Origin of the sequence: Bradyrhizobium sp. IAR9 (assembly GCF_013408065.1) — a bacterium.
Lineage (GTDB): Bacteria > Pseudomonadota > Alphaproteobacteria > Rhizobiales > Xanthobacteraceae > Bradyrhizobium.
The window spans coordinates 60,027-74,224 of sequence record NZ_JACBZW010000019.1; the positions used below are offsets into that span (position 1 = coordinate 60,027).

Below are 14,198 nucleotides of genomic sequence, written 5' to 3' on the forward strand. Positions count from 1 at the left end.
GCGATGGCAAAGGACAGCAAGATCATCGCCGCCAACGCGGCCTTTTATGCCGCGTTTTCGACCGGCGACTTCGACGGCATGGAACGGATGTGGGCGGACGACGACGGCATCTCCTGCATCCATCCCGGTTGGCCGGCCATCATCGGGCGCGCGACGGTGATCGGAAGCTGGCGCGACATCCTGCAAAGCCCGGAGCGGCCGCAGATCGTCTGCGCCGAGCCGCAGGTCATCGTCGACGGCGATAGCGCCCGCGTGCTCTGCATCGAGATCGTCGACGGCACCGCCCTGGCCGCCGCGAACCATTTTCGCCGCGTCGGGGACGAGTGGCGCCTGGTGCACCATCAGTCGAGCCCGATCGCGCAGATTGTCGAGCAGGCTGAAGACGATAGAACGAGCCACCGGGTCCACTGAACGCGGCGGACACGCGGGCGTGATCTACTGTGCATGGGGTTGTTTTTCAGTTTCTGGTTTGGCGGCCCCGAGTTCCGACAGGTCATCCAGCACGGCCCGCGCCGCGGAAAAATCATCATCCGCAAAGAACATGCTGCGGGTGATCAGAACCGGAATGCCGGCGCGTGAGGCCGCCATCAGCCCGTTGGCGGAATCCTCTATTGCCACGCAGTCGGCCGCGCCGAGCTGCAGCCGCGCCAGCGTTTCCAGATAGACGTCCGGTGCCGGCTTCTTGTGCCTGACATCGTCACCGGCGACGATGGCGTCGAACTCGGCAGCCCAGTTCGCCCCCAGCGCCTGCGACAGCAGCGCATCGATGTTGCCGTGCGAGGTCGTGGTCGCAATCGCCAGCCGCTGGCCGCGCGCCTTCGCCGCAGCGAGCAGCTCGATCACGCCCGGCCTTAAGGGACAGCAACCGGTCTCGATCAGCCCGGCGTAATGCGCGGTCTTGATGTGGTGAAGCGCGGCGATGGCCTCGTCCGGCAATGGCGGGCTGATCCCTAGCTTTTCGTGGTAAGCGCGCATGCGCTCCTTGCCGCCGGTCACCCGCAGCAGGTCCTTGTAGAGAGCGCGGTCCCACTGCCAGTCGAGACCGTGGCGGGCGAAGGCATGGTTGAAGGCCTGCCGATGCAGCTCCTCGGTCTCGGCGAGGGTGCCGTCGACGTCGAAGATCAGCGCGTTCGCGCGCCGGATCAGCGAATCCGCCGGGGCGAAAGCGAGCGCTTCTGCCTGCATGATCGATGCCTCCCTGTGACAGGCGAACATCGCCCGAGGCAGAAGGCGAGACAAATCGCAATATCTTTTGCCGGACCCAAAAATCTCTTATGAGCAAACGACGCGCGACGGCGCGAACGGGAACTTTCGACCTGCACGGGAGACGCATGCGGCTCTTTATCCTTGGGCTCGGCTACAGTGCCCGGCATTTCGCCCGCAAACATGGCGGCAGCTTCTCGCATATCGCCGGCACCGTGCGCGATCCCGCGCAGCGGAACGGCCTTGCCGACATCGAGGTCCACGCCTTCTCCGGCGAGCCCCTCGCACGCGAGACGATCGAGCAGGTCCGCGATGCTGACGTCCTTGTGGTGTCGATCCCGCCCGGTAGCGGCGGCGATCCCGCCATCACGGCGTTCGGCGACGTGTTGGCGGCGGGCCGCCGCAAGATCGTCTATCTCTCCACCATCGGCGTCTACGGCGATCACGGCGGCGGCTGGGTCGACGAGAGTACCCCGCCGCAGGCGACCCTCGACCGCGCCCGCATGCGGGTTGCTGCCGAGCAGGCCTGGATGGACATTGCGCACGGCGATGCCGCGATCCTGCGGCTTGCGGGCATCTATGGCCCCGGCCGCAACGCGCTGGCGACATTGCGAGCGGGAACGGCGCGTTGCATCATCAAGCCCGGCCAGGTCTTCAACCGCATCCACGTCGACGACATCGCGAGCGCGATCATGGCCGCGATTCAGCACAAGGGCGGCGGGACCTGGAACGTCTGCGACGACGAGCCGGCACCGCCGCAGGACGTGATCGCCTATGCGGCGAAACTGATGGGCGTTGCGCCGCCGCCGGAAGAGGCGTTCGCCACCGCCGAGATGTCGGCAATGGCGCGCAGCTTCTATGCCAGCAGCGCCCGCGTCTCCAATGCGAGACTGAAGCGCGAGCTCGGCGTCGCGCTTGTCCACCCGACCTATCGGCACGGCCTCGATGCGCTGTGGCACGCAGGCGAAGCACGATAGGGTTCCGGCGTCCCGGCGCGTCCCAGACATGCTTTGCCCGCGCTTGACTTCGCGCCGGTGCAGTCGTGATCTAGGCGTGCAACGAGCCGCTCACACAACGAGCTCGTGCGGGAGGACATAATGAACAAGACGATCGCCATGATCGCGGCGGCGGCTGCCGTCATCACATTCGGCACGGCCATCGCCGCGCCGCTGCCCGAAGCCAAACCCGACGATGTCGGCTTCTCCAGTCAGGGCCTTGCGCGCCTCGACAATTTCTTCGCTCGCGAGATCGCCGCCAAGCGCGTGCCCGGCGCGGTGGTCGCCATCGCGCGCGACGGCAAGCTCGTGCACTACAAGGCTTACGGCATGCTCGATCCGGACAAGGGCACGCCGATGCCGATCGATGCGATCTTCGCGCTGGCCTCGATGACCAAGCCGATGGCCGCGGTCGCGGGCCTGACGCTGATGGAGCAGGGTCGGCTGCCCCTCCAGGCCAAGCTGTCCGATTACTATCCCGGCTTTGCCGACATGAAGGTCGGCGTGAGCCAGGCGGACGCTTCGCTCAAGCTCGAGCCGCAGGCTTCGCCGATCTTCATCCACGATCTCTACCGGCATACGTCCGGATTGATGTATGGCGGCCGTCCCGACAGTTCGAGCCCGGTGGCGCGGCAATATCCTGACGGCATCGCGCCGGCGATCGAAGGCGACACGCAGGCCTTCATCGACCGCATCACCAAGCTGCCGCTGGCGCATCAGCCCTCGACCGAATTCGAATACGGCTTCTCGATCGACGTGCTCGGCGCCGTCGTCGAGAAGGTGAGCGAGCAGAAGCTCGGCGAGTATCTCGCCGCCAATGTCTGGCAGCCGCTCGGCATGAAGGACGCGACTTTCCATCCGACCGACGCGCAGCGCCCTCGCCTCGCCCGCCCGTTTGCCAACGATCCGCTGACGGGCAAGCCGCAGGCGATCAAGCTGCTCGACACCCCGACCAAGTTCGACTGCGGCGGCGCTTGCTCGTTTGCGACGGTCGGCGACTACGCCCGCTTCGGGCAGATGCTGCTCAACGGCGGCGAGCTCGACGGCCAGCGCATCCTCGGTCCGAAGACCGTGCATCACATGACGACTAACCATCTTGGCCCCGAGATCAAGAACAACGTGGCCAATGTCGAGCCGCATCGCGGCGGCTTCGGCTTCGGCCTTTCGGTCGCGGTTCGCACCAGCGAAGGGCTGTCGTCGGTCCCCGGCAATCCCGGCGAGTTCACCTGGAACGGCGCCTACGGAACGCAATTCTTCTGCGACCCGAAGGAGCGTCTCGTCGTCGTGGTGGGAACGGCTGCGCCGGGCGAGCTCAGGAAGTATTATCGCGAGCAGGTTCAGGACATCGTCTATGGTGCGATGGTGAAGTGAGATCGGCACGCACTGAACGAAAAAGGGCGGCCGATCGGGCCGCCCTTTTGTTTTGATCCAGCGCTCAGCTCAACACGCCGTACTTCTTGAACCAGGCCTGCGCCTGCTTCCAGGCATCTTCCGCGGCGTCCTTGCGGTAGCTGCCGCGGTAGTCGGCATGGAAGCCGTGCGGCGCTTCGGGGTAGATCTTGAACCCGGCCGTCTTCTTGCTCTGCTCGAGCGCGGCCTTCATCTGCTCGACCTGGGCGACGGGAATGCCGGTATCGGCGCCACCATAAAGGCCGAGCACCGGCGCCTTCATCTCGGGGGCGAGCTGCATCGGGCTCTTCGGCAACAGCGGATTTTCGGGATCGACCAAGGTGCCATAGAAGGCGACGCCGGCCTTGAGCGCGCCGCTGTGGGCGGCATATTCCCAGACCGTGCGACCGCCCCGGCAGAAGCCGATGATGCCGAGCTTGACCGTGTCACCGCCCTGCGATCCTGCCCATGCCACCGTCGCGTCGAGATCGGACATGAGCTCCGCGTCCGGCTTGGCATTGACCACCGGCAACAGATCCTTGACCTCGGCGACCTTGGTCAGATCGATGCCTTTGCGGAAGTAATAGTCAGGCGCGATTGCGAACGCACCAAGCTTGGCGAGACGCCGCGTCACGTCCTTGATGTATTCGTGCAGGCCGAAGATCTCCATCGCCACGATGATCACCGGCGCCTTGGTATTGCCGGCGGGACGGGCGAAATAGACGGGCATCTCTTCGGAGCCGACCTTGATCCTGGCGTCACCGACCTGGAGACCATTGGCGTCGGTCGTGATCGCCTCGGCGCGCACGGGCCCGGCCGCAAGCGTGTAGCCGGCGGCGACGGCCGCGGTGGCGCTCATGAATCCGCGACGCGAAACCGGGGCGGCTTTCGTCAACCCGACGACGTCGGATGTCATGGTGGTTTCGAAGCTCATCGGTCTATCCCTTGCTGCTGCCTGTGCTGATGCCCCCCGGGGGCGACGCATTCGCCAATAGTTGCCGGCGAGATGCAAATCACCAGCCTGCGAGCACGCGCGCTTTCAGGCCAGACCGTGCCAGGCGACCGTGGCTGCCAATGCTGCACGACGTTGAATGGCGCTGACTATTTCGAGTCCCAACGACACTCTGACACCCATCGCTCGTGCGCCGGACTTAACCGTCTAGCTGCACTGCATCGCAACATCCATTAACCGAAAAAGACGGTTCTCTCACGGCTGCCCGCACCGCCAATTGCTGCGGCTGATGCGCATGTGCGCGCATTCGACGCGCTCACTCGCAACAAATGGGCACCGCAGCGGCAATAATGACACATCATGTTGCTCGCGCATCGGCACATCACCGTCAATCACGTGCGAGCCGTCGTCATTTGATTGAAATTTTCAGCGGACTTGAGCCGTGCGATTTACTCGAACTTTCTTTGTGACGCCCTAGTTCCACGGCCGGAAGTTCCATCTCTGCAGAGAGAGCTTCTTCCCCGCGCGCGGTCCGCCGTCCGGCAACGGACCAAGGGGCACGCGGGGACTTCATTCTCGTCCACGCAGATTGCGCACCCCAAGGCTCAATTGAATAAAGCTTTATCCGATCTGGAATTGAAATGAATTTGGCTCGCGAATCGATTGAACTGTTGGAGCAAGTCGCACGAATCCTGTGGTTCGAAGGCACCAAGCACGGCCTGCGCGACCGCGAGTGGATGGCACTGCGATTCCTCTCCCGCGCCAACCGTTTTTCCCGGACGCCTTCGGCGCTCGCGAGTTACGTCGGCACCACGCGCGGCACCGCCTCGTTCATCATCGGGGAGCTCGAGCGGCTGGGTTACATCGAGCGAAAACGCTCGGCCACCGACAAGCGCTCGGTGATGCTGAGCGTGACGCAGCAGGGCAAGAAGTTCCTGGTGCGCGACCCCGTCAGCGTTCTGATCGATGCGATTGCCGTTCTCGACGACGAGGTCAAGATCCGCTTCCGCGACACGTTCCGGCACGTGCTGGATCAGTCGGACGCGGCCGAGCAGCGGCACCACACCGACGTCTGCAAGCGATGCATCTTCCTCCGCGAGGAGCGCACCACCACCGACAGCAAGGCAGCGGCCGAGTTCAGCTGCCGCCTGTTTCGCTCGCCGATCGCGGAGGCGGAGGTCGATCTGCTATGCACCAGCTTCGAGCATCACCGCCAATAGAGGACAGCCCTCGATCAGGGCGTCGCCTTGCGTGACGAATAGATGACACCGCCGCTCGCCTCCACCACCAGGCGCCCGTTCTCGCTCCTGATCTCCTCGATGCGGCCAAGGCCGGGCACCTGCTGTCCCAGCACCGCCTCGATGACGCCGTTCGGACCCTGCAGGATCGCAATGCCTTCATAGGCCTGGCGGACCGACCAGCCCTTGATCACCTTCCGCGGCGCCGGCGCGCGCTCCGACGGAGACACCGAGCCCGTGAACTCGGGTGCTGCGGCCGAGGCCAGCATCGATCCTTGCTGTGGCGAGGGCTGCGATTGCACCATGGCCGGCGCCGGAGCCGGCGTCTGAACCTGCGCTTGAGCGAGCTTGTCGAGCTTCACTGTCGAGGACGAGCTCACCCGCTCGATACGGTCCAAATTCTCGGCGAACCTGCCGAAACGGTCATTGGTCGCCTTGCTCGATTGATCCACCGCGGTGCGCAGGCCGTCGAGATTCTCCGACACGCCCGACACCTGCTTGCGCAGATGCGCGACGGTCTCGCGCAGATTCCTGATCTCCGTATTGGCTGCAACGTTGTTCTGGGCGGGCTGCGTGGTGAGATAGGCGATCACGCCGGTGCAGGCGCAGACCACCAACATGGCGGCGACCGCCAATGTTGCGAGCGGCGCAACCCATGTCGGACGGGGCGGCGGGGGCTTGGCGACGATCACGGCCGGCTTGATCACGGTCGGCGCGGGCTTGGGGATCGCCATCTTGTCGAGACGCGCCTTGGCGCGAATACGTTTCAGCCCCTCGAGTGCCTCCTTTGCCAGAGCTTCATCGCTTGCCGCGGCCGATGCCCGCTTTGCGCCCGCAGCGGGCCTGGGCGCTCGCGCCATATCGTCCTTCGTATCGCGTGCTTCGGAAGTCGGCTTCGTCGTTGCGGAAACATCAGCGGTCGCGTTGGGACGAGCTTGTCCATCGGACAACATGTGAAAATGCTCCGTTCGGTTCGATCTGTCGAACGGTGACGTTATTTGCCGAAGCTTGCCTGAAACGTGCGCATCGAAAACTTTTCCATCGCGCGCGATGCGACGTCACATGAGTCAATCGCGTCATGCACGTGGCGAGAGTGCGACTCGAAAGACACACACTCGCCAAGATTTCGCCAAGCTGGAGTCTCGCCGCCACACGTGAGTCGAATTGTCGCATGGGGAAACACGTCCATGAGAGTCAATCCCGGGTTGAAAACCCCTCGGTATGCCTCATCCCCCACACCACCTAAAATAGCTGTGATTGTACGGGGATGCGGAACCTTAGACCCATCACGATGCAGAACTAGTTTAGCTTCCAAATCAACTGATGCGTTTGAATATATCAAGAAACAACCCGAAACAAACCAACAGCATCAAGCACACGTAGCAATCGCTTTGTTACGCACGCTTGATCGGAAATCGGCAATTGTTACGGTCCTACTCAAGTGATTCTCGCCAGTTGGCGAGGAGATCGACACAGATTCAGTGGCGTTCGGACGCGATGAGCAACTTGGCGCAACTGTTCTAGGTCGTTTCTCAATCCGCCCCGCGAGGTGATCCGTAAGACACCCGCCGGGCCTCACGCAGTAAGCGTTCAGTATCGAGTTGAAGTAACAGGCCTGCGAGACGCAGGCACTGAATGCGTAGGGCTGCCCGCGAATATCGAAACCATAACAACGGTTCGCGGGAAGGAATGTCGTCAAACAGCATCGTTGCCGAGCCGGGCATCACAACAACCAACCGGCGGCGACAGGTGCGAAACAGGGGCGAAAGACTGATGTATATTATCGTTGATGATCGCGAGAGCGTCGCGAACAGCTATGTCGGAGGGCTCGTTCGCGAAGGCGTATCGTCGATCGGCTTCTCCTCCGGAGAATTCTGGGACTGGATGCAATCCGCCAGTGAATCGGATCTGGCGGCGGTGGACGCCTTCCTTCTCGGGGATTGCGATGCCCGCGGAAGCCTGCCGCGGGCGATGCGCAAGCGTTCCTCGGCTCCCATCATCGCCATGAGCGGCCAGAAGATGCTCAAGAACACGCTGGAGCTGTTCGAGTCGGGCGTCGACGACGTCGTGCACGTGCCGATCCACCTGCGCGAGATCCTAGCCCGAACGGCCGCGATCGCGCGCCGCCGGGTGGGCGAGCTGCCGAGGCCCTGCGAGAGCAGGATCCAGGTCTTCTTCAACGGCCGTGACCCCGAGATCGCGGGCCACGCCCTCACCCTGCCCCGCCGCGAACTGCGCATTCTCGAGTATATGGTCAGCAATCACGGCAAGTGGATCACCAAGACGCAGATCTTCAACGCGGTCTACGGCATCTTCGAGTCCACCTTCGACGAGAGCGTGATCGAGAGCCACGTCAGCAAGCTGCGCAAGAAGCTCCGCGACCGCCTCGGCTTCGATGCGATCGTGGCCCGGCGTTACGTCGGCTACCGCCTCGACATCCCCGCCGGCGAGACTCTCGACGTGCCGATGCAGGAGCTCGACGAGGTCGGCATCATCTTGAACAGGGCGCATGCCGTCCCGGCCGCCTATCCGGTCAACAACTGACACGGCACAAGCCTGCGGGCGAAACCAACAACGGCCTCTGCGAAGCACCTTCGCAGAGGCCGTTGCACGTTCGGGGCGGGAAGACGGATGGGATGAGCCCTACGAGTGCCCCGATGGAGCTGCGTTCCCCTACCCTACCCCTGGTGAGCAGGGCAATCGCATATGGGCGCGATTTCGCCTGTGGCCATCCTTCGAGACGCCCGCCGTTGGCGGGCCCTCAGGATGAGGACCGAGAGCGTTGCGCCAGTTTTGACGAGTGTCGATGCCCGCTTAGCCTCATCCTGAGGAGACCGCGAAGCGGTCGTCTCGAAGGACGAGGCGCGCGCTCAGCTCGCGCAAAGCGCCAAATGCGATAGCCCCGGCATCACGTTCTACGGCTTCTGCTGAAATTCTTCCTTGGAGACGTAATTGAAATCCTCGACCAGGACGTCCTGGACGACGTCAGCCTGCATCCGCTCGTTGACGCGCTGCTTGATGGCGGCCGTCAGGATGGAGAGGTCGTAGCGGGCGAGCTTCCTGAAGTCGAGACGGTCGTCGGCATAGATCCTGCGAAAGGCCTCGTCGACGACGAACGGCTCCGGCGGAACGTTGAGCTGGTGCATCGTCCGCGCCTCCACGGTGTAGACGAAGCGCGCGACGATATAGCCCTGCACATTGCCGTTCTCGACCATGGGCACGCTCAATGCCCGGGTCTTCTGGTATTGCAGCCCGTCGAGATATTCGTCCTTCGCCGGCAGCAGGCTGCCGTTCTCCTTCCAATAGGCCACGCCATAGCTCGTGCCCGCGGTGAGGATGCATACCCAGAGCCCGGCCAGCACCAGTCTGATCATTTTCCGTCCTGTGCTGCGCGGCCGGTATAGGTGCCGTCCGACTCGGCCTCCTTGATCGCCTTGACGATGATGCCCGCGACCTCGCGCACCGCGTCGTAGTGCATTTCGAGGATCGAGCGATTCCGCTCGAGCTTCTCGCGCAGCCGCCGAATTTCCTCGGTGACCTCGACGTCGCCGCCGAGATGCATCCGCGCCCGCATCAGGCGGACGAATTCGAGCATGCTCCGGCTCTTCCGCGCGCTGAAGTCGTCGAAATCGATCTTCTGACGCGTCGTGAGCGCGACCGTCTCCTCCTCGACGATGCTCTTGAGTCGGCGGATCGCTGCCAGCAGGCCGCGCACTTCATCCGATCTCGCCGCATCCGCGCCGTCGACCACGACCTCGCCGCTCATGACCGGCAGCAGCACCGGCAGCAGCGCATCGGCTTCTGCTGCTTCCGTCGTCATCACCCCGGTATCCACGACTGGCTGCTCGATCACCATGGCCGCCGCGCTGTCTTGTGCCTGCATAGGAAATCCACCCTTCAACTTCTGTCACCCGTTCGAGGATCATCATCCAGCCTTGCCAGCACCGTTCGGCCCCGCCGGATTGGCGGCGGCCAGCTGCTTGGCGATGCCAACGCCGTTGCCCTTTGCCAGCTGGCTGCCGAGCTGCTCCGCCAGCATCGACTTCCAGACGCCGCCGGCCGTGCCCTTGCCAAAGACCTGCTCGGATTCCTTCGGCAGCATCGTCTCGACGAAGGTCTGGAGGATGAAAGCTTCGAACTTCCGGTACACCTCGCCGGACGCCGGCGCCTTGATCATCCGCACCGGCGCCCCGTTCACCACATCCGACTGCGCCTCGGAAACCTTCGTCGCGGTCTGCTCGGCAGCCGCCGCCGCCTTGCCGGCCTCCGCGTCCATCGTGGCGGCGAAGTCGGCATCGGAGGACTTCAGCGCATCGAGTTTCGCGGTCGCCGCGCGCTGGGTCACGGGATCGGCGGCCTCGAGGACGTCGAGAACGAGGTCGGGCGTCGCGGTCACGATCATGGCTTGTTCCGATTGGCTGGCCGTGGCGTCCACGCGCGCACGGCTGGGCTTATTCCCGTCATCTCCTCGAGCGAGCGCTTCTCGGCGTCACGGAGCTTGTCGGCCAGCGCCGCCTTCGCGACCTGCTCGAGCTGCTTCACGCGGCGGCTCTCGGCGCGGACTTGGTCGAGCTGCTGCGCGGCCTGCGTCTGGATCGCGCGCGCACCGACGCTCGTCCTGTTCAAGCGCCGCGCGATCGAATCGCTCGACGATCCCGCCGGCGGCTTGCCATCATTCAGGGCTCCCACCAGCCATTCCTGCTCGTCCCGCAGGCTTCTCTCCTGCTGCCGCAGCTGCGCGAGCTGCCATTCGGACAGCCGGAGCTGGAGCTTCACCAGCGAAACCATCCGGCCGAGCTTGTCCGCGCGGGACGTCATCACAGGCTCACTCCGCCAGCCAGGACGAGAGGCCGAGCATGAATTGCGTCAGCAGCTCGTCGCTCGTGAGGTAGAGCAGCAGGAAGCCGCCGAACAGCACGAAGGGCACGGAGATGAAATAGACCGGAATCGCCGGCGTCAGCTTGTTGATCAGGCTGACCGCCAGGTTGACGATCACCGAATAGACGATGAACGGGCTGGCGATCCGCAGCGTCAGCACGAATGCTTCCGACAGGCGGCCGACGAGCAGGTCGAGTGCCATGCCGCCGCCGAGCCTGTCGCCGGGACGCCAGACGTCGTAGGAGTTCATCAGCCCGCGCAGGACCTGCCAATGCTGGTCGGTCATGAAGAACAGCGTGGTGACCGACACCATGATCAGCGGCACCAGCGCCGGCGCCGGATCGCTGTCGGCAACCGGCGTTCCCGGGATGTTGCTGAGCCCGATCGCGCTCGCCATCACGGTCGCCATGGTCTGGAGCGCCAGAAAGAACACCCGCCCGCCGAGCCCGATGACGCTGCCGACCACGAGCTCGGAGCAGATCAGGAGCGCCAGCGTCAGCGGCGCGGCGTTGTCCGTGAGCGGCTTCAGCACCGCGATCAGGATCGGCGTCAGCGCGAAGGTCGTGACGAGCGCGACGAACAGGCGGACCTGGGCCGGAACGTTGACGCTGGAAAAGCCGGGCACCAGCATCAGGCAGGCGCCGATGCGGCAGAACACGATGAACGTCACCAGCACGCTGTCGGCAAGGCCGCTGATCACGACACCGCTCCGAGCGCCCTGATCTCGGCGCTGCGCGCGACTTCGACATGCGACAGGATCGGCAAGGTCGGGAACACCCGCTCCAGGATCATCCGGACATAGGGCCGGGCTTCCGGCGTCACCGCCAACACGACGCTGGTGCCGTTCTCGGTGAACTTGCGGATCGCGGCGCTGGCTTCGGTCGCGAACTGCTCGATCAGGCGCGGATCGGCGTCGAACTCGACGACGTCGCCCTTGGCGTCGCGCTTCAGGCTCTGATGGAACGCCAGCTCCCAGCGGTTGCCGAGCCGGACGACGTTGAGCACGCCGTTGTCGGAGAGATCGCCGCAGATCTGCTGGGCAAGCCGGGTCCGCACGTGCTCTGCGACCTGCTCGGAGCGCCGCACATGAGGCGCGATCTCGGCGATCGCCTCGAGGATGAGGTGAAGATTGCGGATCGAGACCCGCTCGGCCAGCAGGATCTTCAGGATCGCCAGCAGGCCGGAATAGGAGATCTGCGACGGGCAGAGATCCTCGACGAGGCGCTTGTATTCGGGATCGAGCCGGTCGAGCAGCGCGCGCATGTCCTTGTAGGACAGGAGCTGGGCGAGGTTCGCCCGGATCACTTCGCTCAGATGCGTGAGCAGCACCGACAGATTGTCGACCGGCTTGCAGCCCTGCCGCTTGACTTCGTCCGTGAAGGCTTCCGTCACCCACAGCGCCTTCATGCCGAAAGCGGGTTCGACCACCTCTTCGCCGGGCACGTCGGGCTTGCCGTCCTTGTCGACCAGCACCAGCACCTCGCCGAGCCTGAGCTCGCCATGGGCGACGCGGGTGTCGTGGATCCGGATCTGGTAGCCCTTGGGGTCGATCGACAGATTGTCGCTGAGCTTGATCTCGGGAATGACGAAGCCGTACTGCTTGGCGAACTTCTTGCGGATCTTGGCCACGCGGTGGGCCAGCTCGGTGCGCGAGCCCAGCAGATGGACCGAAAGATGGCCGCCGAGCGCCAGCTCGATCTCGGCGGTCTTGAGCTGGTCCTTGACGGATTCCTTGGCCTCAGCCTGGGCGCGCTCGTCGGCCTTGCGCGCGTCCTCCTTCTGCTTCAAGGCCGCCTGCTGCTTCGGCAGCGAGTAGCCGACGAAGGCCATGACGCCGCCGAGCAGCACGAAGGGCGCCAACGGCAGCCCCGGCATCAAGGCGAGCACGAACATCATCAGCGCGGCGGCCGAGACAGCACGGGGATAGCCGCCGAGCTGGCGCAGCACGGCCTGCTCGGCCGATCCTCTCGTGCCGCCCTTGGAGACCAAGAGGCCGGCCGACAGCGACACGATGAGCGCCGGCATCTGCGACACCAGACCGTCGCCGACGGAGAGCTTCGTGTAGACGTCGGCGGCGCGCGACAGCGTCAGGCCGTGATGGGTGACGCCGATGATGATGCCGCCGAAAATGTTGATCGCGGTGATGATCAGGCCGGCGATGGCGTCGCCGCGAACGAATTTCGAGGCACCGTCCATGGCACCGAAGAACGCGCTTTCCTCTTCGAGCTCGCGGCGCCGGCGCTGGGCTTCCTTGTCGTCGATCAGGCCCGCCGACAGATCGGCGTCGATCGCCATCTGCTTGCCGGGGATGGCGTCGAGGGTGAAACGGGCGCCGACTTCGGCGATACGCGTCGCACCCTTGGTGATCACGACGAAATTCACGGTGACCAGGATGGCGAAGATGATCAGGCCGATGACGAAGTCGCCGCCCATGACGAACTTGGAGAAGCCGGCGACGACGTGGCCGGCGGCCTGCTCGCCCTCCCCGCCGCGCGACAGGATCAGGCGGGTGGTCGCGACGTTCAGCGCCAGCCGCAGGATGGTCGCGATCAGCAGCACGGTCGGGAAGGCCGAGAAGTCGAGCGGTCGCTGGATCCACAGCGCGACCATCAGGATCAGCGCCGACAGCGCGATCGAGAACGCAAGGCCGAGATCGATCAGGATCGGCGGGATCGGCAGGAACAGGATCGTGAGCATGGCCACGATACCGCCGGCGAAAAAGGCGTCGGCCCCCAATCGTCGTGGGGTCGGCAGGCTAGCAGCTAACGTATCGGCCATGGGTCACCGGCAGAGGGTCCACCCCTAATCTGCCCGGCAAAGCTTACGCGGGGATGGTGGCAGATCGCTGGCGCGGATCAGAAGCCGCGCTCGATCCGCGAATAGACCATCTCGGTGAAGGTGGAGAGATGCGCGCCGATGAAGGAGCCGGAGACGGCAACGACCAGGAGGATGACAATGATCTTCGGAACGAAGGTCAGCGTCACCTCCTGGATCTGGGTCAGGGCCTGGATCAGCGCGATGATGGTGCCGACCAGCATCGCGGCGCCGACCGCGGGCCCGGAGGCGACGATGATGGTCCAGATTGCCGCCTGGACGATGTCGAGAGCGTCCCGTTCGTTCATGACTGGCTGATCGTGAGTCCCGGTCCGACCGCGACCTTGGTGCCGTTCTCGAGGGTCGCGATGGAGCCGTCGGCGTTGATGGAGACCGAGACGACCTTGCCGCTGAAGTTCGCGCCGGTGGCGTCGGTGAAGCTGACGGTCTTCCCGATCAGGCCGTTGGCCTGTGACAACGACTGCGAGGACAGCAGCGCATCTAGCTTCGAGTTGGTCTGCATGGCCTGCTCGACCGTCGAGAGCTGCGCGAACTGGCTCATATATTGCGAGGTATCCATCGGATTGGTCGGATCCTGGTTCTTCATCTCGGCGACGAGAAGCTGAAGAAACGTGTTGTAGTCGACGCTGTTGCTCGAGGTCGAATTGGTGGAGCCGGTCGAACTGGACGACTTGCTCGTGCTGTCGGTCGCGCTGTTGACGTTCATGT

Annotated in this window: 16 protein-coding genes; 5 read left to right on the plus strand and 11 right to left on the minus strand. The window is 64.3% G+C overall.

Translation table 11 applies throughout. The features are described 5' to 3' along the window. Positions 1-3 precede the first annotated feature (3 nt). Positions 4-411, plus strand: a complete 408-nt coding sequence (locus GGD67_RS35130; RefSeq protein WP_018318475.1) for a nuclear transport factor 2 family protein — start codon at positions 4-6, stop codon at positions 409-411. A gap of 24 nt (positions 412-435) precedes the next feature. On the opposite strand, the gene GGD67_RS35135 is transcribed toward GGD67_RS35130, so the two are convergent. After that, a complete protein-coding gene (locus GGD67_RS35135) occupies positions 436-1,185 on the minus strand; it encodes an HAD family hydrolase (protein WP_179739191.1) in 750 nt (249 codons plus the stop codon). Positions 1,186-1,331: 146 nt separating this feature from the next. Between GGD67_RS35135 and GGD67_RS35140 the strand changes: the two genes are divergently transcribed. Continuing rightward, on the plus strand, positions 1,332-2,180 hold the full coding sequence (locus GGD67_RS35140; RefSeq protein ID WP_179739194.1) for an SDR family oxidoreductase: 849 nt from the start codon (positions 1,332-1,334) through the stop codon (positions 2,178-2,180). A gap of 120 nt (positions 2,181-2,300) precedes the next feature. Next, entirely contained in the window at positions 2,301-3,569 is a 1,269-nt protein-coding gene (locus GGD67_RS35145; RefSeq protein WP_179739196.1) for a serine hydrolase, read from the plus strand. A 64-nt stretch (positions 3,570-3,633) separates the two neighbouring features. Here GGD67_RS35145 and GGD67_RS35150 read toward each other — a convergent pair whose 3' ends face one another. Next, positions 3,634-4,521, minus strand: coding sequence for a dienelactone hydrolase family protein (locus GGD67_RS35150; protein ID WP_179739200.1), 888 nt, complete (start codon positions 4,519-4,521; stop codon positions 3,634-3,636). 659 nt (positions 4,522-5,180) lie between these two features. Here GGD67_RS35150 and GGD67_RS35155 point away from each other — a divergent pair. Continuing rightward, on the plus strand, positions 5,181-5,759 hold the full coding sequence (locus GGD67_RS35155) for a MarR family winged helix-turn-helix transcriptional regulator (RefSeq protein ID WP_018318472.1): 579 nt from the start codon (positions 5,181-5,183) through the stop codon (positions 5,757-5,759). A gap of 14 nt (positions 5,760-5,773) precedes the next feature. Here the strand turns inward: GGD67_RS35155 and GGD67_RS35160 are convergent, their stop codons facing one another. After that, positions 5,774-6,730: a hypothetical protein gene (locus GGD67_RS35160; protein WP_179739202.1), complete on the minus strand. Its 957-nt coding sequence runs from the start codon at positions 6,728-6,730 to the stop codon at positions 5,774-5,776. 820 nt (positions 6,731-7,550) lie between these two features. Between GGD67_RS35160 and GGD67_RS35165 the strand changes: the two genes are divergently transcribed. Next, the gene (locus GGD67_RS35165; RefSeq protein WP_179739205.1) at positions 7,551-8,321 is read left to right on the plus strand and encodes a response regulator transcription factor; all 771 of its coding nucleotides are present in this window, start codon (positions 7,551-7,553) and stop codon (positions 8,319-8,321) included. 371 nt (positions 8,322-8,692) lie between these two features. On the opposite strand, the gene GGD67_RS35170 is transcribed toward GGD67_RS35165, so the two are convergent. From GGD67_RS35170 to flgD, 8 genes are all read right to left on the minus strand, one after another. Beyond that, positions 8,693-9,151, minus strand: a complete 459-nt coding sequence (locus GGD67_RS35170) for a hypothetical protein (RefSeq protein ID WP_018318468.1) — start codon at positions 9,149-9,151, stop codon at positions 8,693-8,695. Next, entirely contained in the window at positions 9,148-9,660 is a 513-nt protein-coding gene (locus GGD67_RS35175; protein ID WP_179739208.1) for a flagellar biosynthesis protein FlgN, read from the minus strand. Before GGD67_RS35175 ends, GGD67_RS35170 begins: the two co-directional genes overlap by 4 nt. A gap of 42 nt (positions 9,661-9,702) precedes the next feature. Continuing rightward, on the minus strand, positions 9,703-10,179 hold the full coding sequence (locus GGD67_RS35180; protein ID WP_179739210.1) for a rod-binding protein: 477 nt from the start codon (positions 10,177-10,179) through the stop codon (positions 9,703-9,705). Next, positions 10,176-10,595, minus strand: coding sequence for a hypothetical protein (locus GGD67_RS35185; RefSeq protein ID WP_179739212.1), 420 nt, complete (start codon positions 10,593-10,595; stop codon positions 10,176-10,178). Before GGD67_RS35185 ends, GGD67_RS35180 begins: the two co-directional genes overlap by 4 nt. Positions 10,596-10,602: 7 nt before the next feature. Beyond that, positions 10,603-11,355, minus strand: a complete 753-nt coding sequence (fliR, locus tag GGD67_RS35190) for a flagellar biosynthesis protein FliR (protein ID WP_018318464.1) — start codon at positions 11,353-11,355, stop codon at positions 10,603-10,605. Next, a complete protein-coding gene (flhA, locus tag GGD67_RS35195) occupies positions 11,352-13,433 on the minus strand; it encodes a flagellar biosynthesis protein FlhA (protein ID WP_179739214.1) in 2,082 nt (693 codons plus the stop codon). Before flhA ends, fliR begins: the two co-directional genes overlap by 4 nt. A 77-nt stretch (positions 13,434-13,510) precedes the next feature. Next, the gene (gene fliQ / locus GGD67_RS35200; protein ID WP_018318462.1) at positions 13,511-13,777 is read right to left on the minus strand and encodes a flagellar biosynthesis protein FliQ; all 267 of its coding nucleotides are present in this window, start codon (positions 13,775-13,777) and stop codon (positions 13,511-13,513) included. Continuing rightward, positions 13,774-14,196, minus strand: coding sequence for a flagellar hook assembly protein FlgD (flgD, locus tag GGD67_RS35205; RefSeq protein ID WP_179739216.1), 423 nt, complete (start codon positions 14,194-14,196; stop codon positions 13,774-13,776). The genes fliQ and flgD overlap by 4 nt, the downstream gene beginning before the upstream one ends. Positions 14,197-14,198 lie beyond the last annotated feature (2 nt).